Here is a 25,206-nt window from a genome sequence, read left to right on the forward strand (position 1 = left end):
GCTCGACACGCGCACGGGCCGCTTCGCGAACGCGAATTTCGCGCAGTACCACGTGCCGGTGAACGCCGATATCGGCGCACTGGACGTGATGTTCGTGGGGCAGCCGGATTGGCGTTTCAATCCGGTCGGCGTGCGCGGCATCGGCGAAATCGGCATTACGGGCGTGCCCGCGGCGATCGCGAACGCCGTCTATCACGCGACGGGCGTGCGCGTGCGCGATTTGCCGATCACGCTCGACAAGCTGATGCTGCCGCAGCACGCATTCGCTTGATGCGCCGCCAGCGAGCGAACAAACGGAAACCGGCGCGTGGAGCAAGCCGCACTTGCCCCGCGCGCCATTGCGCCGCACAATCGGCCCATTCCCTTCTCGCGCGGTACACCCCATGGCCTATGCATCGCTCGCCACCGGCGTACTGCTCGCCGCCGGCACGGGATCGCGTTTCGATCCCAACGGTCTGCGCAACAAGCTGCTCGCGCCGCTGCCCGGCGGCGTCTGCGTCGCGCACGAAGCGGCGCACCGTCTGCTGCTCGTCCTGCCCAAAGTGATCGCCGTCGTGCGTCCCGGCGCGGAAACGCTCGCGCACACGCTCAACGAAGCGGGCTGCGACGTGGTGTTCGCGCCCGACGCCGTGCGCGGCATGGGCGCGAGTCTCGCGGCGGCCATCGAAGCCGATACGGAAGGCGAAAGCTGGATCGTGGCGCTCGCGGACATGCCGCGTATCGCGGTGCCGACCATCGAGGCCGTCGCGCGCGAACTGGACGCGGGCGCGTCGCTCGTCGCGCCGTTTCACGACGGCCAGCGCGGGCATCCGGTGGGATTCGGCCTCGAACATCGCGCGGCGCTGCTCGCGCTCGACGGCGATTCGGGTGCGCGCGCGCTGCTGGGCACGCATCCGCTCAAGCGGCTCGACGTCGACGATCCGGGGATTCTGCGCGACGTCGATACGCCCGCCGATCTGGACGGGCTCTAGACCGCGCGGCGCAAGAACGCCTCAAGCACGTTTAAGGACGGCTCGCGTCCGTCAATGTCTCGGCAGGATTCGCGGCCGGATTCGTGGCCGGATTCGCGGCCGAACTCACAGTCGAACTCGCTGCGGAATCGAGCGCCACGCTGCGAACGGCAGCCGTGTCCGAGGCGGCGCCGGGCGGCGTCTGCACCGCGGCGACCTGCTGCCCGGCTTTGGCGTGCGATGCATGCCCAAACAACGTCGGCACGCCGAGCAAACCCAGAACGAACACCACCGCCACTACCGCCGCACCCATGACATCACCTTGCCGAAACAGATGGAGCGCGCGTGCGCTCCCTTTTTGAGAAAGGCTGAAGTTTACGGCCCGGTAAGATTTTGTGAAATGCCGAAGACATATAAACAGTGTTGATGCGGTGACAATAATCGGCATCGAAAATGGCCTGCGCCACGCGCAATAGACGCGGTTTGATGAACAATCGCCGACCGATGTCCAGCTCGCCGCGCTCGTGCGTGCCAATCGGCTAGCGGAGACGCATGCGCGCATCCTGCGAAAGTCCGCCGTCATTCCGTCCGAATCTCCACGGCACGCATCGCCGCCATCGCCTACGCTATAAGCACGCGCCCCGCTTTCCGCCCTCCGCCTGGCCGCTCCCGCGCACGAGGTAGCCGCGATGATCTGCTCGCACACGAACCCGCTTCCCGAACCGCTCGCCGATCCGACGCGCGATCCCGAACGCGATCCGCTCACGCCCCCGCCGCCGGGCCATCACGGCGAGGAACCGCAACGCCCCGACGGGCCGCCGAACAAAGATCCTGTCTGAGCGGCGGCGCTCGCCGCGCCACCCGCCGCGCGCGATCAATCCGATCCGCGCGCGCCTCTTGATACCTCCCCCGTTATTTCCTTTCACAAAGCTTGCACCGTTGCGCGGCAGTCCCTAGAATGCAAACGATTCGTATTTGCAGTCAAATAGCGGATACTATTGAGTTTTCCGCTCCTCCCGCCGTTTAACCGAACCGCCCGACGCCATCGTGACCGCCTTCCTGACCGCGCCCGTTCCCGCCATCCGCCGGGCCAGCCGCGCCGCCGCATGAGACCGCTGCTGGTACGCCTGCACCGCTGGTTCGGCCTCGGCACGGCGGCATTCCTGTTCATCGCCGGACTGACCGGCGCGGTGATCGCGTGGGACCACGAACTGGACTCCGCGCTCAACCCGTCCTTCTATCACGCCGACACGCCGGGCACGCCGCTGCCGCCGCTCGAACTCGCGAAGCGCTTCGAGGCCGCCGAGCCGCACGCCGAAGTCACCTACATGCCGCTCTCGATCGAGCCCGGCAGCACCTTCATGGCGCGCGTGAGTCCGCGCAACGATCCGAAGACCGGCGCACCGTATCCGCTCGACTACAACCAGATCGCGCTCGATCCCGTCACTGGCGCGGAACAGGGCCGCCGCATGTGGGGCGCGCCGTCGCTCGCGCGCCAGAACCTGATTCCGTTCCTCTACCAGCTCCACTACACGCTGTTCATGCCGACGAAAATGGGCATCGACTTCGGCGTCTGGACGATGGGCGTGGTGGGCATGGTGTGGCTGCTAGACGGTTTCATCGCCATCGTGCTCGCGTTTCCGAATCTCAAGAGCTGGCGCAAGTCGCTCGCGTTCCGCCTCAAGCGCGGCGGCTACGCGCTCACGTTCGACCTGCACCGCTCGGGCGGCGTGTGGCTCTGGGGCCTGCTGATCCTGATGGCCGTCACGTCGATCTCGATGAATCTCGGCGCGCAGGTCGTGCGCCCCGTGGTCTCGGTCTTCTCGACGCTCGCGCCGGACCCGTTCAGCACGCCCTCGCCCGCCGGCGCGCTCACGCCCGCCCAGGCCGACGCCGCGCGCACGCGCATCGTCGCGGACGCTGGCGCGATCGGCCGACGCGAAGGCATTACCGCGCCGCCCGGCGGCCTGTTCGCGATGCCCGCTTTCGGCGCCTATGGCGTGGGCTACTTCGCCGCGGGCAACGATCACGGCGATGCGGGCCTCGGCAATCCGTGGCTCGTGATCGACGGCCACAACGACACGGTTCTGGGCCGCCAGATTCCCGGACGCGGCAGCGCGGGCGACATCTTCATCCAGGCGCAGTTTCCGCTGCACTCGGGCCGCATCGCCGGTTTGCCGGGACGCATCGCGATCAGCTTCACGGGCATCGTCGTGGCGATGCTCAGCGTGACCGGCGTGCTGATCTGGCTGAAGAAAGCGCGCGCGCGCCGCAAGTCGTCGAAGCAGAACGTGCCCGTGCGCACGCGCGAACGCACCGTGAGTTAGTCGTTACGTCGATTACGGCTCGCGCCAAAACAAAAAGGCCTTGCAGCGCTTTCACGCTGCAAGGCCTTTTTTTACGGGCTAAAACGAAGCGAATCGCGAAACGTAAAGCGTTATTGCGCGATCGCGTCGAACGACGCCAGCAGTCGCTCGACGTCGGCGGCATGAATGTCGCCCATCGTCGAGATGCGGAACAGTTCCTTCGACAGACCGCCCTGCCCCGCGTAGATCACGAAGCCGCGCGCCTTGAGCGCGTCGTGCAGCTTCGGATAGTCGATGCCCGCGGGCAGACGGAACGCGCGCAGCACCACCGACGATTCGTCCTTCGGCAGCACGCAGTCCATGCCGCGCGCGGCGAGACCCGCACGCACCTGCTCCGAGAGCGCCGCATAGCGCGCGTGACGCGCCTTCCAGCCGCCTTCGTCGGCCAGCTCGCGCAGCGCCTCGACCAGCGCGTAATACGCGTGCACCGACGGCGTGAACGGCGTGTTGCGCTGATCCTGCAGCGTCGCGAGACGCTTGAGGTCGAGGTAGTACGTGCGGCTCGCGGCCGTGCCGAGCGCCGCGCGGCGCACGATCACGAAGGCCGCGCCGGGCACGCCGTGCAGGCACTTGTTCGCGGTCGCGGCCACGGCGGCGATGCTCGTGTCGTCGAAGTCGATCGCTTCGGAACCGAAGCTGCTGACGCCGTCGACGAGCATCTGCACGCCGCGCGCGCGGCACGCCTCGCCCAGCGCGCGCAGATCGTTCAGACGGCCCGTGGTGGTCTCGTGATGAATGATCGCCACGTGCGTGAACGACTTGTCGGCGTCGAGCGCGGCGGTGATGCGCGCGAGATCGGGCGCCTGCATCCACTCGTGCTTCACGACTTCGTGCGCGATGCCGTACTGCGTGGCGATCGCGGTGATGCGCTCGCCGTACACGCCGTTTTCGACGATCAGCAGCTTGCCGTTCGCGGGCACGAGCGAAGCGATCATGCTCTCGACCGCGGCCGTGCCGGAACCGGTCATGAGCACCGCCTGCCACTGCGCGGGATCGAGATCGTAGACGCCGACGAGACGCGTGCGCGCCTCTTCCTGCACGTCGAAGAACTCGCTTTCGCGATGGCACAGATCTTCCTGCAGCAGGCTGCGGCGCACGCGCTCCGTGAGCGTGACCGGGCCGGGATTGAGCAACAGCATCGGCGATTCCTTATTGAGCGGCGTTGACGACAGCGGCAGCCTCGGCGCCGATATGGCGCATGAGACGCGACTTGACGTCGGGCGGCGTGATGGTCGGGCGCGGCAGGCCGTCGGGCGTGCCGCGCTTGATCGTCAGGCGTACGAAGCGTGCGCCGGCGACGCCGTTCGCACCCGTCGCACGTTCGCGCGCGGCTTGCAGCACGGCGTCGAGCGTGGCGAGATCGTCGCCTTCCACGGCGTCGGCATAACCGCACGCCGCCGCCACGTTCGCGAACGAAACCTGCTGCGCGACGGTGGCCTGGCCGCCCGTCGAGTCGTGCGCGCCGTTGTCGAGCAGCACGTGCGTGAGGTTCGACGGACCGTAGGCGCCGAGCGTCGCGAAGTTGCCCATGCGCATGAGCGCGGCGCCGTCACCGTCGAGCGCGACCACGTTCAGGTCGGGGCGCGCGAGCGCGAGACCGAGCGCGAACGAGCTGATGCAGCCCATCGAGCCGACCATGTACAACTGGTTCGAGCGGTCGTCGATGGCGTAGAGTTCGCGGCCGCAGAAGCCCGTCGAGGCGACCACCACCGTCGATTCGGCGGGCGTCGCCGCGATCACGCGTTCGAGCGCCTGCTGGCGCGTCGGCAGATCGTCGTAGCCCACGCCCGTGAACTTCGACTGCGCCACCGGCAATGCGTGCTTCGCGGGCATCGAGCCGCCGCCCTGCAATTCGAACGGCGCGACGCTGCCCTTTTGCATCACGAGCGCATACGGGCGGCCCGTTTCGTCCATGTGCTTGATGGCGCGTTCGAGCGCGGGCGCGATCTGGTCGGCTTCCGTGGGGAACAGCTCCCAGGGCACGTCCATCGTGTCGAGCATCTGCGGCGTGACCGGTCCCATCAGCGCGTGCTGCGGTTCGTCGGAGACGCCCGGCTGGCCGCGCCACGTCACGATCAGCAGTTGCGGCAGACGGAAGGTCCACGTGAGCGAGGTGAGCGGGCTCACCGCGTTGCCAAGACCCGAGTTCTGCATCATCGCGATGCCGCGCTTGCCCGCGAGCGCGACGCCCGCGATCAGCGCCACGGCGTCGCCCTCGTTGGCCGAGCTGACGTAATGCAGCGACTCGTCCTGCAGCACGTAATTGATGAACGGCGTGAGGAACGAGCACGGCACGCCCGCATACCATTCGAAGCCGCGCGCGCGCGCCGCTTCGACGAACTGTGCCGCTTCGATCATGCGTTCGCCTCCGGCTTCGAACCCGCGTCGCTGCCGATCGGCGTTTGCGCGTGCGCGAAGTCGCCGGCACGGCGGAAATCTTCGAGGTCGTTCACGCCGCGCCAGTGGCCGCGCACGTATTGCACTTCGATCTTCTCGCCGTCGGCGATCAGCGCGTTGAGCAGCGCCGGCATGTCGAGCGTGTCGAAGTCGGCTTGCGTCTGCAGTTGCGCGAGCTTGTTCTTGAGCTTTTCACGGCCTTCGCCGCGCACGTTCATCAGACCGATCCAGCGGCCCGACGGCGCGACGCCTTGCGAAGCCTGATCCGACGACACGCGCTGGAGATAGATCTTGTTGCCGAACAGGCCACGGTCGTCGCCCGACGAGCACCACGCGAAATCGCGCACGCTCGCGTTTTCCGATTCCGGCGACGAGTCGATCACCACGCTGAACTCCGCGTCGCTTTCCACGAGGTCGCGCAGGATGTAGCTGCGGAACAGCAGATCGCCGTAGGAGATCACGGTGTCGTTCTTGAGCGCGTCGACGGCGCACGCGAGCGAGGCCAGTTCGTTGGTCTGCGCGTAACGCTCGTTGCGCGCGAGCTTGATGCCCGCCGTGTCGATCGCCTCGGCCTTGTAGCCGCCCACGACCGTGATGTCGTTGACCGCTTCCTTCTTGAACGCGTCGACGAGCCAGCGCAGCAGCGGCTTGCCCGCGACCGGCAGCATGACCTTCGGCTTGTCTTCGGTGACGGCGTCGAGGCCCGATCCGCGGCTTGCCGCCAGCACGATCGCCGAACCGGCCGAGCGCGTGGTCGAGAGATAGCGGTTCTCGGCGTCCGAATATTCGTCGGCGTCCTGCAGACGGAAGATTTCGTTGACGGTCGCGATGCGGTCTTCCACGTCGACGAGCGTCTGCGTTTCGTAGATCGTCTTCGTGACGGCCTGCATCGCCGAGACGGCCGCGCGGACCTGATGGTTCGCCCAGATCACCGTGCTGATGCCCGCCTTGCGGAACACGTCGGTCGGCGTGCTGTAGTACTTGGTCGGCACGATCACCAGCGGACCGCGACCGGCCCATTCGCGCGCGAACGTGAGGATCTCGTCAGGTTTCGAGAGCTTGCTGTGGATGAGGATCGCGTCCGCGCCCGCGAGGCGATACGCTTCGGCGCGCTTGAGCGCTTCGTCCATGCCCCAGCCTGCGATCAGCGCCTCGACGCGCGCCACGATCGAGAAGTTCTCGTCGGTCTGCGAGTCCTTGCCAGCCTTGATCTTGCCGCAGAATTCGTCGATGTCGGCGAGCGGTTGCGCTTCGCCGCCGATGAAGCTGTTGGTCTTCGGGAACACCTTGTCTTCGATACAGACGCCGGCGATGCCGCGCTGTTCGAGCTTGCGCACGAGGCGGCGCACGTTGTTGAAGTTGCCGTAGCCGGTGTCGCCGTCCAGCAGGATCGGCAGATCGCTCGCGTCGGCCATGAACTCGAGGTTGTCGACCACCTGGGTCCAGCTCGCTTCGTTGTTGTCGCGCACGCCGAACTGCGCGGAGATCGAGAGGCCCGAGCCCCAGATCGCCTTGAAGCCTGCTTCGCGCGCGATGCGTGCCGACAGGCCGTTGTGCGCTTCCATCAGGAATTCAAGTTCGTTGCTGACCAGCATCTGACGCAGCCGTGCGCTGCGCGATGCCGGAACCAGTGCGGGTTCGCGTGCGTTCATCGTGTAACTCCAGTGGACGTCGCGTGGGCGCAATGTTTTGCCTGCGCCGCGCGCGTCGCATCGTTGGGAAATGACTTTTCTGGCCTGGGCGCCGCTTGCTGCGTTGCTTGTTGCGTTGCTTCTCGCGTTGCCTGGTGCGTGGCCCGTTGTCGTACTCAATCGCTTGCGGGCGACTTGCTTCTCGCTTGCGAAACACCGACGTGTTGCTTGCGAATTGCCCGCTATTTCAGAAGCGAAGCGCGAATAAGAATCGATCCTGCATTAACGAATCCGAAGCTGCATTCGAACCGCAACCGGCGCGGTAACAGATTCGGGACACGCACAGGAACGCACTCGTTCGCAGCCCCTACAACAACGGCGCGACGCCCGCATGACAAGGGCAGCCTTGAGCCGAAGCCGCGACTATAGCGGAAATGATTATTGCTTGTCGTCGAATCCCGCCAGAAGTGGCAAATCATGGAGTTGCTGTGAAATTTGTGGCTTTTAAGCGCGAAATACGGCGTTTTTTGTACTCATGTGGATGATGCGCGCGGTTCCTGTGCATATGCACGTGGCCGTGCACGCAACCGCTCGCGTCAACGCCTTGTTTTGTATGAGGAAACGGCTTGACCGAGGGTTCGTCCTGACTCGCCCGCACGCTCGCAAACGCCGTTAACACGCACAGGCGCAGCGCTCGCGGTGCCTGACTCGACGCCCTCATGCCAGCCTTCGAACCATCCGATACACGATGACGCTCAACACCAAACTCCGCTCGATGATCACGATCCTCTGGATCGGCCTGCTGCTGATCGTGGCCTTCGGCGCATGGCAAAGCCGCGACTCCATGATCCGCGAACGGCGCGCGCAACTGACCACGCTCGTCGACGAAGCCAGCAGCATCGCCAACTATTACTACAGCCTCTCGCAACGCAACGCGCTGCCCGAAGCCGAGGCGCAGAAACAGGCGCTCGCCGTGATCGGTTCGATCCGTTACGGCGGCGACGGCTATCTGAGCATCAACAATTCGCAGTCGGTCATGCTGATGCATCCGATCAAGCCCGAACTCGACGGCAAGATGCTCGCCGGTTTCACCGATCCGGCCGGCAAGCATGTGTTCACCGCGCTGTCCGAGGCCGCGAATCAGCCAGGCGGCGGTTTCGTCGATTACCTCTGGGCCAAGCCCGGCCATAGCGAGCCCGTGCCGAAGCTGAGCTTCGGCAACCGCTTCGCGCCGTGGGACTGGGTGATCGTGACCGGCATGTATATGGACGACGTGAGCGCCGCGTTCTACGGCAGCCTCGTGCGCTGGCTGCTCGTGACCTTCGTGCTCGGCGGCATCGCGACCGTGGTGATGGTGTTCGTCGTGCGCAGCGTGCGCGGCAGCATCGGCGGCGAACTCGAAGTGGCCGTCGACACGGCCAACCGCATCGCGCAGGGCGACCTGACTTCGCGCGTCGATGCGCAGGGCACCCACCCGCAGAGCCTGATGCGCGCGCTTGCGACCATGCAGGGCGCGCTCGTGCAGACCGTGGCGCGCGTGCGCAGCGGCGCGGAAAACATCAATGTGGGCGCGAACGAGATCGCCGCGGGCAACACCGATCTCTCGCAGCGCACCGAGCAACAGGCGGCCGCGCTCGTGCAGACCGCATCGAGCATGGACGAGATGACGTCCAACGTCCGCCAGAACGCCGACAGCGCGCAGCACGCCGCCACGCTTGCGAGCGAGGCCGCCGAAATCGCGACGCGCGGCAGCAGCGTCGTCGACGACGTGGTGCGCACGATGGGCGCCATCACGACGAGTTCGCAGCAGATCGGCGACATCATCGGCGTGATCGACGGCATCGCGTTCCAGACCAATATCCTCGCGCTGAACGCCGCCGTGGAAGCGGCGCGCGCGGGCGAACAGGGCCGCGGCTTCGCGGTGGTCGCGGCGGAAGTGCGTAGCCTCGCGCAGCGCTCGGCGGCGGCGGCCAAGGAGATCAAGGCGCTGATCGAGCAGTCGACGGGCACGGTCGCCGAAGGCCAGCAACTCGTGACCAACGCGGGCACGACGATGGGCGAGATCGTGCAATCGGTGCGGCGCGTGCACGAGATTCTCGAAGAGATCAGCCACGCGTCGCGCGAGCAGAGCGCGGGCATCGAGCAGGTCAACCGCGCGGTGGGCGAAATGGATCAGGTGACGCAGCAGAACGCCGCGCTGGTCGAGGAAGCCGCCGCCGCCGCGCATTCGCTCAAGGATCAGGTGACGGGGCTGCGCGAGGCGATTGCGAGTTTCCAGTTGCCGGTGGCGGCTTGAGCATCGGCGTTTTGAGCATCGCGGTCCGAATCGACTGATCGCCGATGTCCGGGCGCGCCACGCGCCACCCGGACATCGGCGCGGGCGCACCACCGCGCCCGCCGTGCGTCTCTCCACCCGTCACGCCCCCTGCACTTTCCCTGCGCCGCATCACATCACGTGCTGCCCCGCCCCGCCACGTAAATTTCAATTAAATTACACACAGTTTACAATGCCATTCGATTGACACCGCCCTCGCCCACGATGATCCGTTCGAGAAAACCGCCGCGCGACCCGCACGCCACCGCGACCCGCCATCCGCTGCTGGCGTCGAAGCTGCCCGCCTGGCGCTCGAAGCTGATCGTGTTCATCACGTTCTCCGCGTTCGCGGCGCTCGCGGGCCGCGCGCTCTGGGTGCAGGTCGTCAATCACGACTTCTACGTCAAGCAAGGGCAAAAACGCTATCAGCGCACGCTCGAACTCGACGCCATGCGCGGGCGCATCGTCGACCGCAACGGCGCGATCCTCGCGGTGAGTCTCGAAACCTTCGAGATCTGGGCGAATCCGAAAATCCTCGACGAAGCCGCATGGTCGCCGCTCGCGAAGCTGCTCGACATGCCGATCGCCGAACTGCGCCGCCGCCTCGCCGGCGACCGCTCGTTCGTGCTGCTCAAGCGTCAGGTCGACGCCGACACCGCCGCGCACATCGACGAAATGGCGACCGGCGGCATCACGCTGATCGCCGACTCGAAGCGCTATTACCCCGAAGGCGAATCGGCCGCGCACGTCGTGGGCTTCACCGACGTCGAAGACGCGGGCCAGGAAGGTGTGGAGCTCGCCGCCGAAGCGCGTCTGCGCGGCACGCCGGGCCAGCGCGAAGTGATCCGCGACCGCCTCGGGCGCGTGATCTCCGAGCCGAGCGAGCGCGTGCAGCCGAAGAACGGCGAGACCGTGCAGCTCACCGTGGACCGCCGCGTGCAGCAGCTCGCCTATACGCAGCTCAAGGCGGCCGTCGAGAAGAATCACGCGGAAGCGGGCAGCGTCGTGGTGCTCGACGCGCAGAACGGCGACATTCTCGCGCTCGCGAACTGGCCGTCGTTCGATCCGAACAACCGCGCGCGCCTGACCGGCAAGCAGTTGCGCAATCGCGCGGTGATCGACACCTTCGAGCCCGGTTCGACGATCAAGCCGGTGGTCGCCGCGCTCTCGATGGATCTGCGCAAGGTCAACGCGAACAGCATCATCGACACCTCGCCGGGCACTTACCGCATCGGGCCTGCGGTGATCCACGACACCTCGAATCACGGCCGCATGACGGTGGCCGAGGCGATCCAGAAGTCGAGCAATATCGCGCTCGCGAAGATCGCGCTGAACCTGCCCGCGCAGACCATCTGGAACAAGTATCAGGATTACGGGCTCGGCATGCGGCCCGAGGTGACGTTTCCCGGCGCGGCGGCCGGACGCGTGCGGCCGTGGGCGCGCTGGCGTCCGATCGAGCAGGCGACGATGGCGTATGGCTATGGGCTCTCGGCGTCGCTGCTGCAGATCGCGCAGGTCTACACGGCCTACGCGGGCGACGGCACGATGTATCCGGCCAGGCTGCTGCACGGCGCGCCCGTCACCACCGCCACCGCGCCGCGCGCGGTCACCACGCCGGCCACGGCGGCGGCGCTGCGCAAGATGCTCGAAATGGCGACGACGGAAGGCGGCACGGGCCGCGCCGCGAACGTCGAGGGCTATCGCGTGGGCGGCAAGACCGGCACCGCGCGCAAGCAGATCGGCGCGGGCTACGCGAAGAACCGCTATCGCGCGCTGTTCGTCGGCATGGCGCCGATGAGCGCACCGCGCGTGATCGTCGCCGTGATGATCGACGATCCGGCGGGCCGCTCGTACTACGGCGGCACCGTCGCGGGGCCGGTGTTCGCGGGTGTCACGCAGGGCACGCTGCAACTGATGGGCGTGCCGCCGGATTTGCAGACGCCGCCAGCGCGCCAGGCGCTCGCCGCCGCTCAGTGATTGCGCGGGCCGGTTGGGCCGCGTTTCGCTTTTACGGCGGTTTTACTGCGGCTTCAGCGCGGTTTTAGTGCTGCGCTTCAGCAGCGGGCTGCGCGACGCGCGTGCCTGTCTGTCCCGATTGCGCCGGTTCCGTGCCGTAGCCCGATTGCACCGCTTCAGCCGCTTGATTCGATTGCGCGACATCCTGCGCGCGCGGCTGCGCCTGTGCTTGCGCGAGCCGAGCCTCATCGGCGCGCTTCGCTTCGAGACGACGCATCGCCTCTTCGATATCGTTCGGATAATTCGCGTTGCTGGCCTGCGACGGGTTATAGCCCACCGATTCCAGATCCTTCAGCTCCTGCAGCACTTGCGCGCGCGTCACCGGACCGTTGTGGATGGACTGCGCAAACGCGATCGCCGGCGCGATCGCCATCATCGAAACCAGCGCCGTGCGTAGCATTGCGTTTTTCACCTTGCTCTCCTGTGTCAGTCGATGCGACAAGTCTACGCAGCGAGCGAGCGCGTAAAAACGCACCGCACAGGGGAGGACTGTTCCAGTCCGCGGAAGATTGCGGGGGATTGTTGGCGTGGGCGCGCGCAAACCGCCGCACGCGCGCGCTCAAATCTGATCGCGTCCGAACGCGCGCAAGGCGTCGAGATTCACCACGTCCACGCGGTTGTACGCGAGCGTGACGAGGCCTTCGCGTTCCAGCGTCTGCAAGGCCTGATTGACGCGCTGACGCGACGCGCCCGCCAGCATGCCGATCTCTTCCTGCGAGATTTCGAGCGCGCGGCCCGTCTCCGGGTAGAGATCGGGATTGAACATCTGCGCGAGCGCCTGAGCGATGCGCGCATCGACGTCGAGCAAACGGCTGTTCTGGATCAGCCCGATGAATTCGCCCATGCGGTTGTTCAACTGATGGATCACGAAGCGGTTGAACGGCAAGCTGCTATCCATCAGGCGATGAAACGTGTCGGCGGGCACCGCCATCACGAGCGAAGGCTGCAGCGCGATCACGTCGTATTTGCGCGGCTCGCGCTTGATCACGCTGCCCTCGCCGAACCAGCCGCCGTGCGGCACGCCCGAGAACGTGCAGCCGCGTCCCGACGCGTTGAAGATGGCGAGCTTCACGAGCCCGCTGCTCACGCCCAGCCAGTACGCGGACGGCGCCTCGCGCGCGGCCACCGTCGCGCCCGCCGCCCAGCTCTGCGCGTGCGATGTTTCGAGCACCCACGCGCGGTGTTCGGCGTCGAGCGAACGGAACCACGCGAAGCGCTCGAACAGCGCCGCGAGCCGCGCCGCATCGCGCGCATCGATGCGGCCCGCGAGCGCGGCGGAGGCGTTGTCCGGGGGCATAATGGGCTGCGTCATGGCGCTCACCTTGAAATAGATCATTCGGCACGGCCGCTCTGTCGCGCCAGCGACAGACTCGGGCGCGCGGTCCTGCTACGGTAGCGCGAATCATACCGATAAACCGTCAATCCGCACGGGCCGTCCGGCCGCCGCATCGCATGCACTTTCGCATCGCACGGCACGCCGCGACATCCCGCGCGCAGACAGGAGACAGCGCCATGTTGCACCCCTACGAAGACGGCCTCGCGCCGCGCGAAGCCAATTACGTGCCGCTCACGCCGATCGATTTCATCGCGCGCGCCGCCGAAGTCTATGGCGACCGACTCGCAATGGTTCACGGCAGCGTGCGGCGCAACTGGCGCGACACCTACGCGCGCACCCGCCGCCTCGCGAGCGCGCTCGAACGCGCGGGCATCGGCCGCGGCGACACCGTCGCCGTGCTGCTGCCCAATATTCCGGCGATGGTCGAAGCCCACTTCGGCGTGCCGATGATGGGCGCGGTGCTCAACACGCTGAACACGCGGCTCGATGTCGCGACGATGCTGTTCATGCTGCGTCACGGCGAAGCGAAGGCGCTCATCGTCGATACGGAATACGCCGCGCTCGCGCAACGCGCGGCGCTCGCGTTTCCCGAGCTGAAGATCATCACGGTCGCCGACGTCGCGCCCGCCGATCCCGAGCATTTTCCGCGCTCGACCGACTACGAAGCCTTCCTCGAACAGGGCGACCCCGAGTACGCATGGCAGTTGCCCGCCAACGAATGGGACGCCATCGCGCTCAACTACACCTCGGGCACGACCGGCGATCCGAAGGGCGTGGTCTATCACCATCGCGGCGCGTATCTGAACGCGGTCAGCAACATCCTCGAATGGGATCTGCCGAAGCACGCCGTCTATCTGTGGACGCTGCCGCTCTTTCACTGCAACGGCTGGTGCTTCGCGTGGACCGTCGCGGCGCGCGCGGGCGTGAATGTGTGTCTGCGCAAGTTCGACGCGAAGCTCGTCTTCGACCTCATTCGCACTGAAGGCGTCACGCATTACTGCGGCGCGCCCATCGTGCAGGGCGCGCTCGCGGATGCCCCCGCCGAATATCGCGAAGGCATCGCGCACACGGTCCGCACGATGGTCGCGGGCGCGCCGCCCGCGCCGGCCGTGATCGCGAAGATGAAGCAGATCGGCATCGAACTCACGCACGTGTACGGGCTCACGGAGGTCTATGGACCCGCTTCGGTGTGCGCCGTGCAGGAGGCGTGGCAGTCGCTGCCCGACGACGAACAGGCGCGCCTCGCCGCGCGTCAGGGCGTGCGCTATCACCTGCAGGCGGGCGTGAGCGTGCGCAACGCCACGACGATGGAACCCGTGCCCAACGACGGCGAAACGCTCGGCGAGATCATGTTCCGCGGCAACATCTGCATGAAGGGCTATCTGAAGAACGAGCGCGCCACCGAAGAAGCGTTTCGCGGCGGCTGGTTCCACACCGGCGACCTCGGCGTGATGACGCCCGACGGTTACGTGCGCATCACCGACCGCAGCAAGGACATCATCATTTCGGGCGGCGAGAACATTTCGAGCATCGAGGTCGAGGACACGCTGTATCGCCATCCGGCGGTCGCGCTTGCGGCCGTCGTCGCGATGCCCGATCCGAAGTGGGGCGAAGTGCCGTGCGCGTTCGTCGAGCTGCGTCCGGGCGCGAGCGCGAGCGCCGAAGAGATCGTCGCGCATTGCCGGCTGTTTCTCGCGCACTACAAGGTGCCGCGCGTGGTGAAGTTCGGCGAACTGCCGCGCACCGCGACCGGCAAGATTCAGAAGTACGAGTTGCGCGCGCAAGTGGGGTCGCAAAGCGCGATCGATCTCGGCAAAGCCGAAAAGCCCGCTAAATGAAGGGCTTTTGAAAGACTGGAAGGCGGCGGCCCGCGTCGAAGCGGCTTCAGCGCGACGATACGGGCGGGCGAATGTAACGCCTCTTGACAACCCGGCCCTTTAATCCGCGTCGGCAATCTTCAGAAAGATCCGGTAATCCGTTCTGCATCAAGGATCGATTGTTAAAACGGCGTTTTTCTTATGAAGATTTGAGTGAAACGAAAGCTTACAAGTGGTCACGTTTTCCCTGCCCGCCTCTCGCTAAGCTTGGTTCCGTGGTCGAACGCAACGCAACCGATGCGCGGCGTCGATGAACCCGAAGAGGAGGAAAGAACATGAACACCAAGAGCTGGAAGACCCCCGCACGCGCCCTCGCGGCTGCACTGCTGGCTGGCGGCGCGCTGATGGGCGCCTCGAGCGCCTTCGCTCAATCCGAGCCGTTCGGGCTGCATGCGAACTCGGCACCCGAATACGGTCAGCCGCACATGATGCCGGTGGGCGTGCAAGTGTCGATCGGCTGGCACGACAACCGCTACTGGGACGGCCATCGTTACTGGGAACACGACGAGTGGATGCACCATCACCCGCATGATCCGGGTCCGCGCGGCCACGACGACCATCGTCCGCCGCCCCCGCCGCGTTACTAATACCTGATGTGTCGTGACTGCGCGCATGTCGCGCCAGTCACGCACTAGCAGGTCGACCGAGGCCGGTCTCTCCGCAAAGAGAGACCGGCCTCGGCGCATTTCTGAGCGCCGTTTTTGCGGCCCGTTTTTGCGGCCCGTTTTCGAGTCACTTTCGAGCCACGTTCGCAATCGTTGACTTCGCGCCTCGCGCCCTTCGCTGGGGCGCATTCGCGCCATTTCCGGGCAGCGCGGTGCGGCGCGCATTTCACTCCCTTACCTGAATCCTGCCAACTGCGACTATCGCCGGCGCGTGCTTGATTTGGGCTCCGAATCACAATTCGCGTGAACGTAGCCAGAAACGCGCTCTGTACGCAGCCGCGCCGCGCGACGGCCATGTGCGCAAGCGCACAGAAGGTAATGGCGCGTAATGCGCGTGCGTTGATCCCGGTGCGGCAGGCGGTTAAGGTGGTCGGGCGTTTCGTTCCCCGGAGCGCACGGTGTATTCTCATTGCCCCGGCCTTCCACGGTTGGGGCTTTTTTTTTGCCTGTTCGCAGATGCTGCGGAAAGGCTCTGTTCACCCCTCACAGCCCCTCCTTCAATCCCTGGTAACCTGTACGACGGCTTTCGAAGTCGAACGGTCATTTCACACCGGGGCATGACGCGTCATTACGCTCCCCAAGACAGACTCAAGACTATGCTTCTGATATTCCGGGGGAGAAGCGTATGCGCAGCATCAAGCACCCAACAGCCAAAGACGCGGCGGCGCAAAGCTTGATCCAACGATTGCTTTCGTGGCTGTGTTTCACTGTGCTGATGATTCCCGGTACAGCGCCCGCGATGGACTTCAAGATCTATTACCAGCCACAACTCAAGCTGAAAATGGTGATCGGCGAGGGGCGGATTCAGGAAGGCGATGCGGAGAAGTTTCTGGCGTTCGCCAGAATGGCCGACCGCGATGACGAAGGACTCGTTATTCTTGTTTTAAATAGTCCAGGCGGGAATGTCGAAGCGGCTTTTCGAGTGGTCGACGCCATGGATAAAGTGCGCGTCTATACCACCGTTCCAGATAGCGCGAAGTGCGCGTCCGCCTGCGCTTCCATTCTGTTCGCATCAGGGGAACGCCGAAGCGTCATGGGTACCGGGCTGCTCGGTTTTCACAGCTGCTACCGGCGCGATGGTCGCACCTATTCCGAGGACTCGCTTTGCAACGAAATCATCGCGGCAAACGCCATGCAAAGAGGCGTCACGCATGCAGACATCAATCGTTTCGTTAAGCAATATGGCGCGACCGACATGGCATGGGTCGGGCACAAAGTCGCCTGCAATTCGCTGCAAGGACTATGCAAACCAGGGCTATTGGAGACGCGGGGCGGGACGAAGGTTGCGCTGATACACAGTCTTGAGTGCAGCAAGCTGATCTCTGTTCAGGCGCAGCTGATTTGCGGGGATGCGGAACTCACAACTATCGATAAAGCATTGGCGGAAATCTATGCCCAAAGAATGAAAGAATCGGCGAACAAGGCGCGATTGCGAGCCGATCAACGCGCATGGCTTCGTAATTCCCGTAACGCGTGTAGCGATAAAGCCTGTCTACTGCAAAGCTATCGTCTCCGAATCGACGAACTGAAGCGGATGCGGTCGTAGCGCGCGCGACATCGCAACTGCGGGCAATTGCGAGCAATCGCGCAACCGCCCACGATCTGCGACATTTTTTTGCGTTGCTGCGGATTTTTGATGGGCGTAAGGTGGAATCGCCTCTTGAGAACAGGCGAGCCTTATGCCCCCCCGGTCATCGGAGCCCATCCTGACCGGGGATTTTTTCTGCGTGCGTTCCGCACGAGGGGAAGCGTCGGGATATCGCGGCGCAAGACCTGCGGCGCCACGACGAAATCGGAATATGACGGATCACCGAATGAGGAGTTCGGATTCGCTCCAGCCAGAGCTAGACCCGCCATGGAACGCATTATCGGGCCTCGCGCCGAAAGCGTCATTAGCACAACGCGCAAGAATCCATTACGGAAATTGTCAAGATGCGATGACGCGGCCTGGCGTCGCAGTTATCGCGACGACGACGGAGCCAAAAACGCCGACGGCCGCGCCCGCAGCACGCCCGCCCCGCCGCGCTCGCCGGCACATCCGCTAACATGACGGTTTGCCTACGCCGCTTCGGCCTTCTTGTGAGCGGCCTCGCCGGCCCCGTCCGCTTTGCCCACCTATACCCTTGCCAACACCGTCGGCGCGGAACTCGAAATCCGCAAGAGCCGCTTCATCGCCCTCGCGATTCCGGTCGCCGACCGCGAAGCCGCCATGGCCGAACTGCGCCGTCTGCGCGACGAACACCCCACGGCCACGCACGTCTGCTGGGCGCTGCTGGCGGGTGGCCAGTCGGGCATGTCCGACGACGGCGAACCGTCGGGCACGGCGGGCCGCCCGATCCTCGAAGTGCTGCGCCATCACGATCTCGACGGCGTGCTGGCGGCCGTGGTGCGCTACTACGGCGGCGTGAAGCTCGGCGCGGGCGGCCTCGTGCGCGCCTATACCGATGCCATCGCGCACGCGCTCAAGGACGCGCCGCGCGTCGAGCGCATCGCGCAGGCGCGCTTCACGGTGGAAGTGGGCTATCCCGACGAAACGCGCGTGCGCCACTGGATCGAGCAGGGCCAGCACACGCTGGTGGACAGCCAGTACACGATGACCGTGCGCCTGACGATCCAGCTTCCGGCCACCGAAGTCGATGCCGCGCGCGACACGCTGCGCGATCTCACGCAGGGCCGCGCGGGCTTTCCTGAACACGTTTGAACGCGACTGAAGCCGCGCGTCTCAACGCCTCGAATCACCACCACGCGCTCAAGCCGCAATGATCACCTTGAGCGCCTGCGTGCGCGCCGCCTCGCCGAAGGTCGCGTACGCCTCCATGATCTGATCGAGCGTGAAGCGGTGCGTGACGAGCTTGCCCGGTTCGAGCCGCTTCGACTCGACGGTGGCGAGCAGCATCGGCGTGGTATAGGTATCCACCAGCCCGGTCGTGAGCGTGATGTTGTGCGCCCAGAGCTTCTCCAGATGCAGATCGACCTTGGTGCCGTGCACGCCCACGTTCGCAATCGTGCCGCCCGCGCCGACGATCGACTCGCAGATCGCGAACGTCGCCGGAATGCCCACCGCCTCGATCGCCACATCCACGCCGCGCCCGTGCGTGAGCGCCATCACGCGCTCGACGGCGTCGCCGCCCTGGCTGTTCACGACGTCGGTCGCGCCGAAGCGCTTCGCGACTTCGAGCCGGTTGTCGTCGAGATCGATCATGACGATGCGGCCCGGCGCGTAGAACTGCGCTGTCATGAGCGCGGCGAGCCCGACCGGCCCCGCGCCGACGATCGCCACCGTCTGCCCCGGCTTCACCTTGCCGTTGAGCACGCCGCATTCGAAACCGGTGGGCAGGATGTCGCTGAGCATCACGAGCGCCTCTTCGTCGGCGTCCTTCGGCAAGTGATAGAGACTCGTGTCGGCGTGCGGAATGCGCACCTTCTCCGCCTGCGTGCCGTCGATCAGATGACCGAGAATCCAGCCGCCCGTCGTGCAGTGCGAATACATCTGGCGGCGGCAATATTCGCACTTGCCGCAGGAACTGATGCAGGAGATCAGCACCGCGTCGCCGACCTTGAAATTCGAGACGCCCTCGCCCACCGCTTCCACCACGCCCACGCCTTCGTGGCCGAGCGTCGTGCCGGGCTTCACCTCGGGCACGTCGCCCTTGAGGATGTGCAGATCGGTGCCGCAGATGGTCGTCTTCGTGATGCGCACGATCGCATCGGACGGCTTCTCGAGTTTCGGCTCGGGTTTGTCTTCCAGCGCTTTCTGGCCAGGCCCCTTGAATACGAGTGCTTTCATCTCGCTCCTCCATTTCGGCGATACGAGGAAAAGAAAAGAAACCCTGCGTCGTCCGATGTCATGACCGACCCGGACTCAATCGAGCTTAGCACCTGAATAGTGCGCATCCCTGTGCAATAAGGCCGCCATAAAGAGCGCCAGCCGCGGGCGAATCGTCGCAGGTCGCGCATGAATGCAAACCGCGAACGCAAAGCGAAGAAACGGCGGAAACAGCGACAAAAGAAAACGGACAAAAAAAAGCCGCCGATGAAATCGGCGGCTAAACAGGGGACGTGAAGAACAACCGCGAATCGACTATCGAATCGACCCGACGCACCCATCATGGCGATGCAAAATTAAGGCAAACTTAAACCTGCGGGAAAGTCCGCGAAAATGTTCATGACCGCGGTTTTGTGACAGCGCATTGCAGCCGTTCAGAAAGCAGCGAATCGCACGATCGATTACTCTCGTTGCCGGGCTGCACACGCGCCGCCACGTCCGACCGGCAGGCCGCGCATCATCACGTGAAAGGGCCGATATGATCTTCGATCGTTTAAGGGCAGGCGCTGGTCCCGAGCGGCGCCATCGCGTCTGGAGCAAGCTGCGCATCTTCGTGGCCGCCATCGGCACGCTCGGCTCGGCCACGGGCATCGCCATCGCCGTGCTCGGGCTCGTGCAGTTCAATAACCAGAAGGTGATGGTCGGCGTGGCCGTCATCATCGTCTCGACGGCGGTGTACGTCACGATTCTGGCCCGCGACCGTAATCGCGTCGATTAGGTCAGTGGTCGATCGGTCGTCGCGCGCCGTGGACCCGCCACGGCCGCGCGGCGCTTTCACGCGCCCTGCCCAACCGGCAGGCAAGGCACCGCGCTGCGGTAGTGATCGTAGACACGCTCGCGCTCCTCGCTCGCGAGTCTGCGTTTTTCCGTGAGCTTGAGCATGCGATGGCGGTCCGCGCCGAGCGTCGCGTAGTAGCGCTCCGAATGCAGGCGCCGAAAGCGCGTGAAGAAGTCCGGCCCGGGCAGTCCCGAATCGGTCGCGAGCAGCGACGCATAATCGGCAACCTGCGGCTCGCACAGCGCCGCCGCCGACGCTTCGAGCTGTTCGTAACGCTCGCGCAGCGGCACCGTCTGCGCGAACAGCGCATGAAACGCTCCATACGGCACGAGACCACGCCGGCTGGCTGCGCGCCGCAGCAGGCGTCCTACCTTTTCGTCGAGTTCTCTGTTCATTGCTGTAGCCCGTAAAAGTATTCAAGGCGAGGGATGCAATGCGGATTCGCGCCGCGTCGCGCAACAGCGTGAAACCGGCCAGCCCTTTCCATCCGATCGACTCAATTCAAATCGCATTCGTCGATTCAAACGCGTCAATTCAGGCACATCGAATTTCGTAAAGCGATTCAATGCAAATCGGAAATGCATTCTGCCCAAAATTACCGGATCGCTCTCGCAATCTGCCCCCGGCAATGGCGGGAAAAAAAGATTGCAAACATTGTCGGTGACCGCTGTGCGGTCCATCATGACGCAAACGCGCAATGGCTCGACCCATTGTTCAGCGAATTGGATACGTACATTTTTTCCGATAGACCAGGAAAATCTGTAAGTCAAGCAGACTATTTTTCCGCTAGCTATACACATTCCCTACAAAAACAATTATTAATATCCGCTGCGGACTGCCCGAGCGGTCCGCACGCGTCTCAGATGAGACGTCACGTTTCGCCGTCCGCAAGAGGCCGCGCGTCATGCCGTGAATGGCGCAAGGCCGCAGCAAACGACAAGACCCGCATGCAGGAATTGGGTTGAAGGAGCGGCGCATCCGCAAGCCGCATGACCGGAATCTTTCGTCGACGAGTGATCACATGCTGACCAGAACCGAAAATTTACCGAGCGTCGCGCGCCGGATGGCCGCCGGACAGATGCTCGTGGAAGGCGCCACGGTGCATGCCGTGGCTGATTCCCTGCACCTCTCCGCCCAGACGGTGCGCCGCTACAAATCGATCGTGGAGGACGGCGGTCTCGCCGCGCTCCAGCAGATGAGCGTAGGCGGGCGTCCCTCCGTGCTCGACCAGGCCGCGCTAGGCTGGATCGCCAATGCGCTGCACGGCTCGGCGCGAGAGCACGGCTTTGCAAGCGACGCGTGGACCAACAGCCGCGTGCGCGAACTGATCGGCCGCCAGTTCGGGGTCCATTATTCGCGCGTCTACACGTGGCAGATCGTGTCGAACCTCGGCCTCGGCCATCGCCTGTCGAAATCGGCACGCTGAGTCGAGGGGGTTCACGCGAGCAGGTCCGGCGATTTCAGCAAACGTTGCACTCAGCCTGAACCCGATCGCGGGCGGCGTCGTCACGCTGCCCGCGACAGTCGTTGCGTGCCGCGCGCGTGTGCGTTGATCCGAGCGACGCCCACGCATCCAACCCCGTCAATCCGTCACGTCCGGCGCAGCCGATGCGCCGCGCGTGGCGTTTTCCTCGCCGCTCCACGCCTTCGCGCGCACCTGGTTGCGCCCTGCGTCCTTGGCTTCGTAGAGTTGCGCGTCGGCGGCCGCCAGCAGCTTCGCGGCACTGCCGCCCACGGGCGGATCGCAACTGGCGCAGCCCACGCTGACCGTCACGCAGCCGTAGCGCGAGCCCGTGAACGCGAGATTCGCCGACTCGATGCGCCGCCGGATTTTCTGCGCGATCTTCTCCGCGCCCGCGAGCGTCACGCCCGGCAGCACCACGGCGAACTCCTCGCCGCCATAGCGCGCGGCCATATCGGAGGCGCGCCGCGTGCCCGAGGCGATGCGTTCGGCGACGACCGCGAGCACCTCGTCGCCCGCGGCGTGGCCGTAGGTGTCGTTGAAGATCTTGAAGTGATCGATGTCGAGAAACAGCACGCCCAGCGGCGTGCGCTCGCGCACCGCACGCTCCCATTCGGCGTCCAGACGCTGGTCGAGCGCGCGGCGGTTCGACAGACCCGTGAGCGGATCGGTGACCGCGAGGCGCAGCAGCTCCTCTTCGGCGATCAGCTTGTCGCGCAGCGCGAACGCGAGAATCCACGAAACCGCGACCCATGCGCCGCCGAACACCGTCGTCATCACGAGCGCGATCGTGCTGCGGCGGCGCCAGCCCGCGAGAATATCGCTGACGGCGGGCGCGATGCCAATGATGATCGGCGTCGCGCCCACGCGGCTATAGGTGTAGAGGCGCTCGACGCCGTCGACTTGCGCGTGCGCCGCGAAGGTGCCCGAATCGTGGCTCATCATGATCCTGAAGTTGCGCCACTGCGCGAAATTGGCGCCGATGCCGTTCGTCAGTTGCGGCCGGCTCGCGAGCAGCGTGCCGTCGCCCATCATGATGATGACCGCGCCGCGCGGCCCCATGTCGAGGCGATCCAGCAATTGCTGAAAATATTCGAGCCGCACGACGAGCAGCGCGACGCCCGCGAACGCGCCGTCGTCCGCGTTGATGCGGCGCGAGAGCCCGACCGACAGCACGCCGTTGCGCAGCCGCGATGCGTAGGGCTTCGAAATAAACAGGCCGCGCTGCGGATCGTCCTGTTGCGCGACGAAGTAATCGCGGTCCGCCACGGAACTCGCGGGCGGAATCGTGTCGCTCTGCGAGGCCTTCACGTAGCCTTGCGCGTCGAGCACGTAAGCGCCGCCGAGATACGAGGCCGCCGTCGCGCGGTCGAACAGCACGCGCTGGCGCAGCGCGTCGGGCAGCGTCCACGTCGAGCGCTGCTGCGCGCCCGTCACCACGGCGCGCAACGAGAGATCGTAAAGCTCGACGTTGCGCGCGATGTCGCTGCTCAGGAGCCGCACGATGTTCTCTGAATTCTCGACCGCGTGCCGCAACTCCTCGGCGCGGCTTTCGTAGAACGCGGCGTAGGTGACGGCCGCCATCACCGTGGCGACGAGCGTGCCGGACAGCGCCGCGAAAAACGGATGATTGCCGATCGCGCGCGTGGCGAGCCGGCCTTGCGCGAACAGCCAGCGGCGCAGACGCTGCCCCGGCGAGAACACGCGGCGCGGCGGCACGCCCGGCGCGGCAGGCTCTCGCTCATGCTCCCGCTCAGGCTCTCGAACACGGTCGACCACGCGCTCATTCCTCCGACGATTGAGACACGAAATTCACGCCATACCCGCGCAAACCCACGCGAAGCCCCCGCCAAACGCGCGCATCCTGCCGCCTTCGCACGGCGTGCCCATGAAAATGTCATCAATCCGACACGCTGGCTCTGGATGATCGGAAACGCGACTTTCGCCGCATTTTCATCGCCCTTCCAGCTACAGGAGCCAGCACGTCATGCCGGACCTTTCCCTGTCACCGCAGCCGGGCGCCACGCCTGCACGCGGCCGCAGCGCGAGCCTGCTCGCCTTCCTGCTCGTGATCGCAGCGGGTGCCGTCTACGTCGGCATGCATCTCGCCGACGATCTGTCTCCCGTGCGCGAAAGCTCCGCGCTGCCGTGGCTGCTGCTCGGCATCGCGCTGCTGATCGCGCTGGGCTTCGAATTCGTGAACGGCTTCCACGATACCGCGAATGCCGTCGCAACCGTCATCTACACGCACTCGCTTTCGCCGAACCTCGCCGTGATCTGGTCGGGCGCGTGGAATTTCCTCGGCGTGCTCACGTCCTCGGGCGCGGTGGCGTTCGGCATCCTGCAACTGCTGCCCGTCGAGCTGATCCTGCAAGTCGGCAGCAGCGCCGGTTTCGCGATGGTGTTCGCACTCCTGATCGCCGCGATCATCTGGAATCTGGGCACGTGGTACTTCGGCCTGCCGTCGTCGAGTTCGCACACGCTGATCGGATCGATCATCGGCGTGGGCCTGATGAACCAGATGATGCACGGTTCGGGCGGCACGAGCGGCGTGGACTGGAGCCAGGCGCTCGGCGTCGGCAAGTCGCTGCTGTTCTCGCCGATCGTCGGCTTCCTGTGCGCCGCGCTGCTGCTGCTCGTGCTCAAGGCGCTCGTGCGCGTGCCCGCGCTCTACGCCGAGCCGAAGGGCAAGGAGCCGCCGCCGTTCTGGATCCGCGCGCTGCTGATCCTCACCTGCACGGGCGTGTCGTTCGCGCACGGCTCGAACGACGGCCAGAAGGGCATGGGCCTCATCATGCTGATCCTGATCGGCACGGTGCCGACCGCCTACGCGCTCAACAAGGCCGTGACGGCCGGCGAATCGCAGACCTTCGTCGCGGTCGCCGAACAAGCCTCGCGCACCTTCGACAAGTATGCGAACGGCGTGCCCGCGCCGGCCGATGCCGCCGCCGTGCGCAGCGAAATCGAACGCTACATCAGTTCGCGCACGCTCGCGCCGCAGACGATTCCGGCGCTCTCCGCGCTGTCTTCGGAAGTGGGCAAGCAGGTGGCGGGCTACGGCTCGATGGCGAACGTGCCGCAATCGGTCGTCGATAACGTGCGCAACAACATGTATGTGATTTCCGAGGCGATCCGCCTGATCGACAAGGCGAAGCAACCCGCCTTCGCCGCCGACGACGCCAAGGCGATCCTCAACTTCCGCAGCCAGATCGACCACGCGACCAAGTTCATCCCGACGTGGGTGAAAGTGGCGGTGGCGATCGCGCTGGGACTCGGCACGATGGTGGGCTGGAAGCGCATCGTGGTGACGGTGGGCGAGCGCATCGGCAAGCAGCACCTGACCTACGGCCAGGGCGCGAGCGCCGAACTCGTGGCGATGGCGACCATCGGCGCCGCCGACGCCTACGGCCTGCCGGTCTCGACCACGCACGTGCTGTCCTCGGGCGTGGCGGGCACGATGGCCGCCAACGGCTCGGGCCTGCAATGGAACACGGTGCGCAGCCTCGTGCTCGCGTGGGTGCTCACGCTGCCCGTGTCGATCGTGCTCGCGGGCGGGCTGTACTGGGTGTTCCGCCACCTGTTCTGAGC

22 protein-coding genes and 1 pseudogene are annotated in these 25,206 nt (G+C 65.4%); 13 read left to right on the top strand and 10 right to left on the bottom strand.

Annotated features, from left to right (window positions below):
- Both LDO54_RS28415 and LDO54_RS28420 read left to right on the top strand, forming a co-directional pair.
- Positions 1–271, top strand: a pseudogene (locus LDO54_RS28415) (xanthine dehydrogenase family protein molybdopterin-binding subunit); the annotation flags it as partial.
- Positions 272–383: 112 nt separating this feature from the next.
- Complete coding sequence (locus LDO54_RS28420) at positions 384–971, top strand: nucleotidyltransferase family protein (RefSeq protein ID WP_224014293.1); 588 nt, start codon at positions 384–386, stop codon at positions 969–971.
- 31 nt (positions 972–1,002) lie between these two features.
- Here LDO54_RS28420 and LDO54_RS28425 read toward each other — a convergent pair whose 3' ends face one another.
- Positions 1,003–1,398, bottom strand: coding sequence for a hypothetical protein (locus LDO54_RS28425; protein ID WP_224014295.1), 396 nt, complete (start codon positions 1,396–1,398; stop codon positions 1,003–1,005).
- A 241-nt stretch (positions 1,399–1,639) separates the two neighbouring features.
- Between LDO54_RS28425 and LDO54_RS28430 the strand changes: the two genes are divergently transcribed.
- The gene (locus LDO54_RS28430; protein WP_224014297.1) at positions 1,640–1,789 is read left to right on the top strand and encodes a hypothetical protein; all 150 of its coding nucleotides are present in this window, start codon (positions 1,640–1,642) and stop codon (positions 1,787–1,789) included.
- A gap of 267 nt (positions 1,790–2,056) precedes the next feature.
- Complete coding sequence (locus tag LDO54_RS28435; protein WP_224014299.1) at positions 2,057–3,277, top strand: PepSY-associated TM helix domain-containing protein; 1,221 nt, start codon at positions 2,057–2,059, stop codon at positions 3,275–3,277.
- A gap of 110 nt (positions 3,278–3,387) precedes the next feature.
- Here the strand turns inward: LDO54_RS28435 and LDO54_RS28440 are convergent, their stop codons facing one another.
- The 3 genes from LDO54_RS28440 to aepX are packed head-to-tail and all read right to left on the bottom strand — an operon-like array spanning position 3,388 to position 7,365.
- On the bottom strand, positions 3,388–4,455 hold the full coding sequence (locus LDO54_RS28440) for a 2-aminoethylphosphonate aminotransferase (protein WP_224014301.1): 1,068 nt from the start codon (positions 4,453–4,455) through the stop codon (positions 3,388–3,390).
- Positions 4,456–4,465: 10 nt separating this feature from the next.
- The gene (gene aepY / locus LDO54_RS28445; protein ID WP_224014303.1) at positions 4,466–5,674 is read right to left on the bottom strand and encodes a phosphonopyruvate decarboxylase; all 1,209 of its coding nucleotides are present in this window, start codon (positions 5,672–5,674) and stop codon (positions 4,466–4,468) included.
- Complete coding sequence (gene aepX, locus LDO54_RS28450; protein ID WP_224014305.1) at positions 5,671–7,365, bottom strand: phosphoenolpyruvate mutase; 1,695 nt, start codon at positions 7,363–7,365, stop codon at positions 5,671–5,673. The genes aepY and aepX overlap by 4 nt, the downstream gene beginning before the upstream one ends.
- A 727-nt stretch (positions 7,366–8,092) precedes the next feature.
- Between aepX and LDO54_RS28455 the strand changes: the two genes are divergently transcribed.
- The gene (locus LDO54_RS28455; RefSeq protein ID WP_224014307.1) at positions 8,093–9,640 is read left to right on the top strand and encodes a methyl-accepting chemotaxis protein; all 1,548 of its coding nucleotides are present in this window, start codon (positions 8,093–8,095) and stop codon (positions 9,638–9,640) included.
- A 206-nt stretch (positions 9,641–9,846) separates the two neighbouring features.
- Here LDO54_RS28455 and LDO54_RS28460 read toward each other — a convergent pair whose 3' ends face one another.
- Positions 9,847–9,990 carry a hypothetical protein gene (locus tag LDO54_RS28460; protein ID WP_224014309.1) on the bottom strand — a complete coding sequence of 48 codons (144 nt, stop codon included), beginning with the start codon at positions 9,988–9,990 and terminating at the stop codon, positions 9,847–9,849.
- Between LDO54_RS28460 and LDO54_RS28465 the strand changes: the two genes are divergently transcribed.
- Positions 9,983–11,635 (top strand): peptidoglycan D,D-transpeptidase FtsI family protein, encoded by a 1,653-nt coding sequence (locus LDO54_RS28465; protein WP_224014310.1) that lies wholly within the window; start codon positions 9,983–9,985, stop codon positions 11,633–11,635. The two genes, LDO54_RS28460 and LDO54_RS28465, sit on opposite strands and share 8 nt — an antisense overlap.
- Before the next feature lie 64 nt (positions 11,636–11,699).
- Here the strand turns inward: LDO54_RS28465 and LDO54_RS28470 are convergent, their stop codons facing one another.
- On the bottom strand, positions 11,700–12,086 hold the full coding sequence (locus LDO54_RS28470) for a DUF4148 domain-containing protein (RefSeq protein ID WP_224014312.1): 387 nt from the start codon (positions 12,084–12,086) through the stop codon (positions 11,700–11,702).
- A 147-nt stretch (positions 12,087–12,233) separates the two neighbouring features.
- A complete protein-coding gene (locus LDO54_RS28475; protein WP_436975706.1) occupies positions 12,234–13,010 on the bottom strand; it encodes a Crp/Fnr family transcriptional regulator in 777 nt (258 codons plus the stop codon).
- 176 nt (positions 13,011–13,186) lie between these two features.
- On the opposite strand from LDO54_RS28475, the gene LDO54_RS28480 reads away from it, so the two are divergent.
- From LDO54_RS28480 to LDO54_RS28495, 4 genes are all read left to right on the top strand, one after another.
- Positions 13,187–14,848: an acyl-CoA synthetase gene (locus LDO54_RS28480; RefSeq protein WP_224014316.1), complete on the top strand. Its 1,662-nt coding sequence runs from the start codon at positions 13,187–13,189 to the stop codon at positions 14,846–14,848.
- A 314-nt stretch (positions 14,849–15,162) separates the two neighbouring features.
- On the top strand, positions 15,163–15,474 hold the full coding sequence (locus tag LDO54_RS28485) for a hypothetical protein (protein ID WP_224014317.1): 312 nt from the start codon (positions 15,163–15,165) through the stop codon (positions 15,472–15,474).
- A gap of 703 nt (positions 15,475–16,177) precedes the next feature.
- Positions 16,178–17,098, top strand: a complete 921-nt coding sequence (locus tag LDO54_RS28490; protein ID WP_224014319.1) for an ATP-dependent Clp protease proteolytic subunit — start codon at positions 16,178–16,180, stop codon at positions 17,096–17,098.
- A gap of 561 nt (positions 17,099–17,659) precedes the next feature.
- Positions 17,660–18,253 carry an IMPACT family protein gene (locus LDO54_RS28495; protein ID WP_224014321.1) on the top strand — a complete coding sequence of 198 codons (594 nt, stop codon included), beginning with the start codon at positions 17,660–17,662 and terminating at the stop codon, positions 18,251–18,253.
- A gap of 48 nt (positions 18,254–18,301) precedes the next feature.
- Here LDO54_RS28495 and LDO54_RS28500 read toward each other — a convergent pair whose 3' ends face one another.
- Positions 18,302–19,339: a zinc-dependent alcohol dehydrogenase family protein gene (locus tag LDO54_RS28500; protein ID WP_224014323.1), complete on the bottom strand. Its 1,038-nt coding sequence runs from the start codon at positions 19,337–19,339 to the stop codon at positions 18,302–18,304.
- A gap of 517 nt (positions 19,340–19,856) precedes the next feature.
- On the opposite strand from LDO54_RS28500, the gene LDO54_RS28505 reads away from it, so the two are divergent.
- Entirely contained in the window at positions 19,857–20,096 is a 240-nt protein-coding gene (locus tag LDO54_RS28505) for a DUF2964 family protein (RefSeq protein ID WP_224014325.1), read from the top strand.
- 56 nt (positions 20,097–20,152) lie between these two features.
- On the opposite strand, the gene LDO54_RS28510 is transcribed toward LDO54_RS28505, so the two are convergent.
- A complete protein-coding gene (locus LDO54_RS28510; RefSeq protein WP_224014327.1) occupies positions 20,153–20,551 on the bottom strand; it encodes a hypothetical protein in 399 nt (132 codons plus the stop codon).
- 626 nt (positions 20,552–21,177) lie between these two features.
- On the opposite strand from LDO54_RS28510, the gene LDO54_RS28515 reads away from it, so the two are divergent.
- Positions 21,178–21,582 (top strand): helix-turn-helix domain-containing protein, encoded by a 405-nt coding sequence (locus tag LDO54_RS28515; protein WP_224014328.1) that lies wholly within the window; start codon positions 21,178–21,180, stop codon positions 21,580–21,582.
- 156 nt (positions 21,583–21,738) lie between these two features.
- Here the strand turns inward: LDO54_RS28515 and LDO54_RS28520 are convergent, their stop codons facing one another.
- Positions 21,739–23,397 carry a sensor domain-containing diguanylate cyclase gene (locus LDO54_RS28520; protein ID WP_224014330.1) on the bottom strand — a complete coding sequence of 553 codons (1,659 nt, stop codon included), beginning with the start codon at positions 23,395–23,397 and terminating at the stop codon, positions 21,739–21,741.
- A gap of 208 nt (positions 23,398–23,605) precedes the next feature.
- On the opposite strand from LDO54_RS28520, the gene LDO54_RS28525 reads away from it, so the two are divergent.
- Positions 23,606–25,204 carry an inorganic phosphate transporter gene (locus LDO54_RS28525; protein ID WP_224014332.1) on the top strand — a complete coding sequence of 533 codons (1,599 nt, stop codon included), beginning with the start codon at positions 23,606–23,608 and terminating at the stop codon, positions 25,202–25,204.
- Positions 25,205–25,206 lie beyond the last annotated feature (2 nt).

This window comes from Paraburkholderia tropica, from assembly GCF_914484835.1.
Lineage (GTDB): Bacteria > Pseudomonadota > Gammaproteobacteria > Burkholderiales > Burkholderiaceae > Paraburkholderia > Paraburkholderia tropica_A.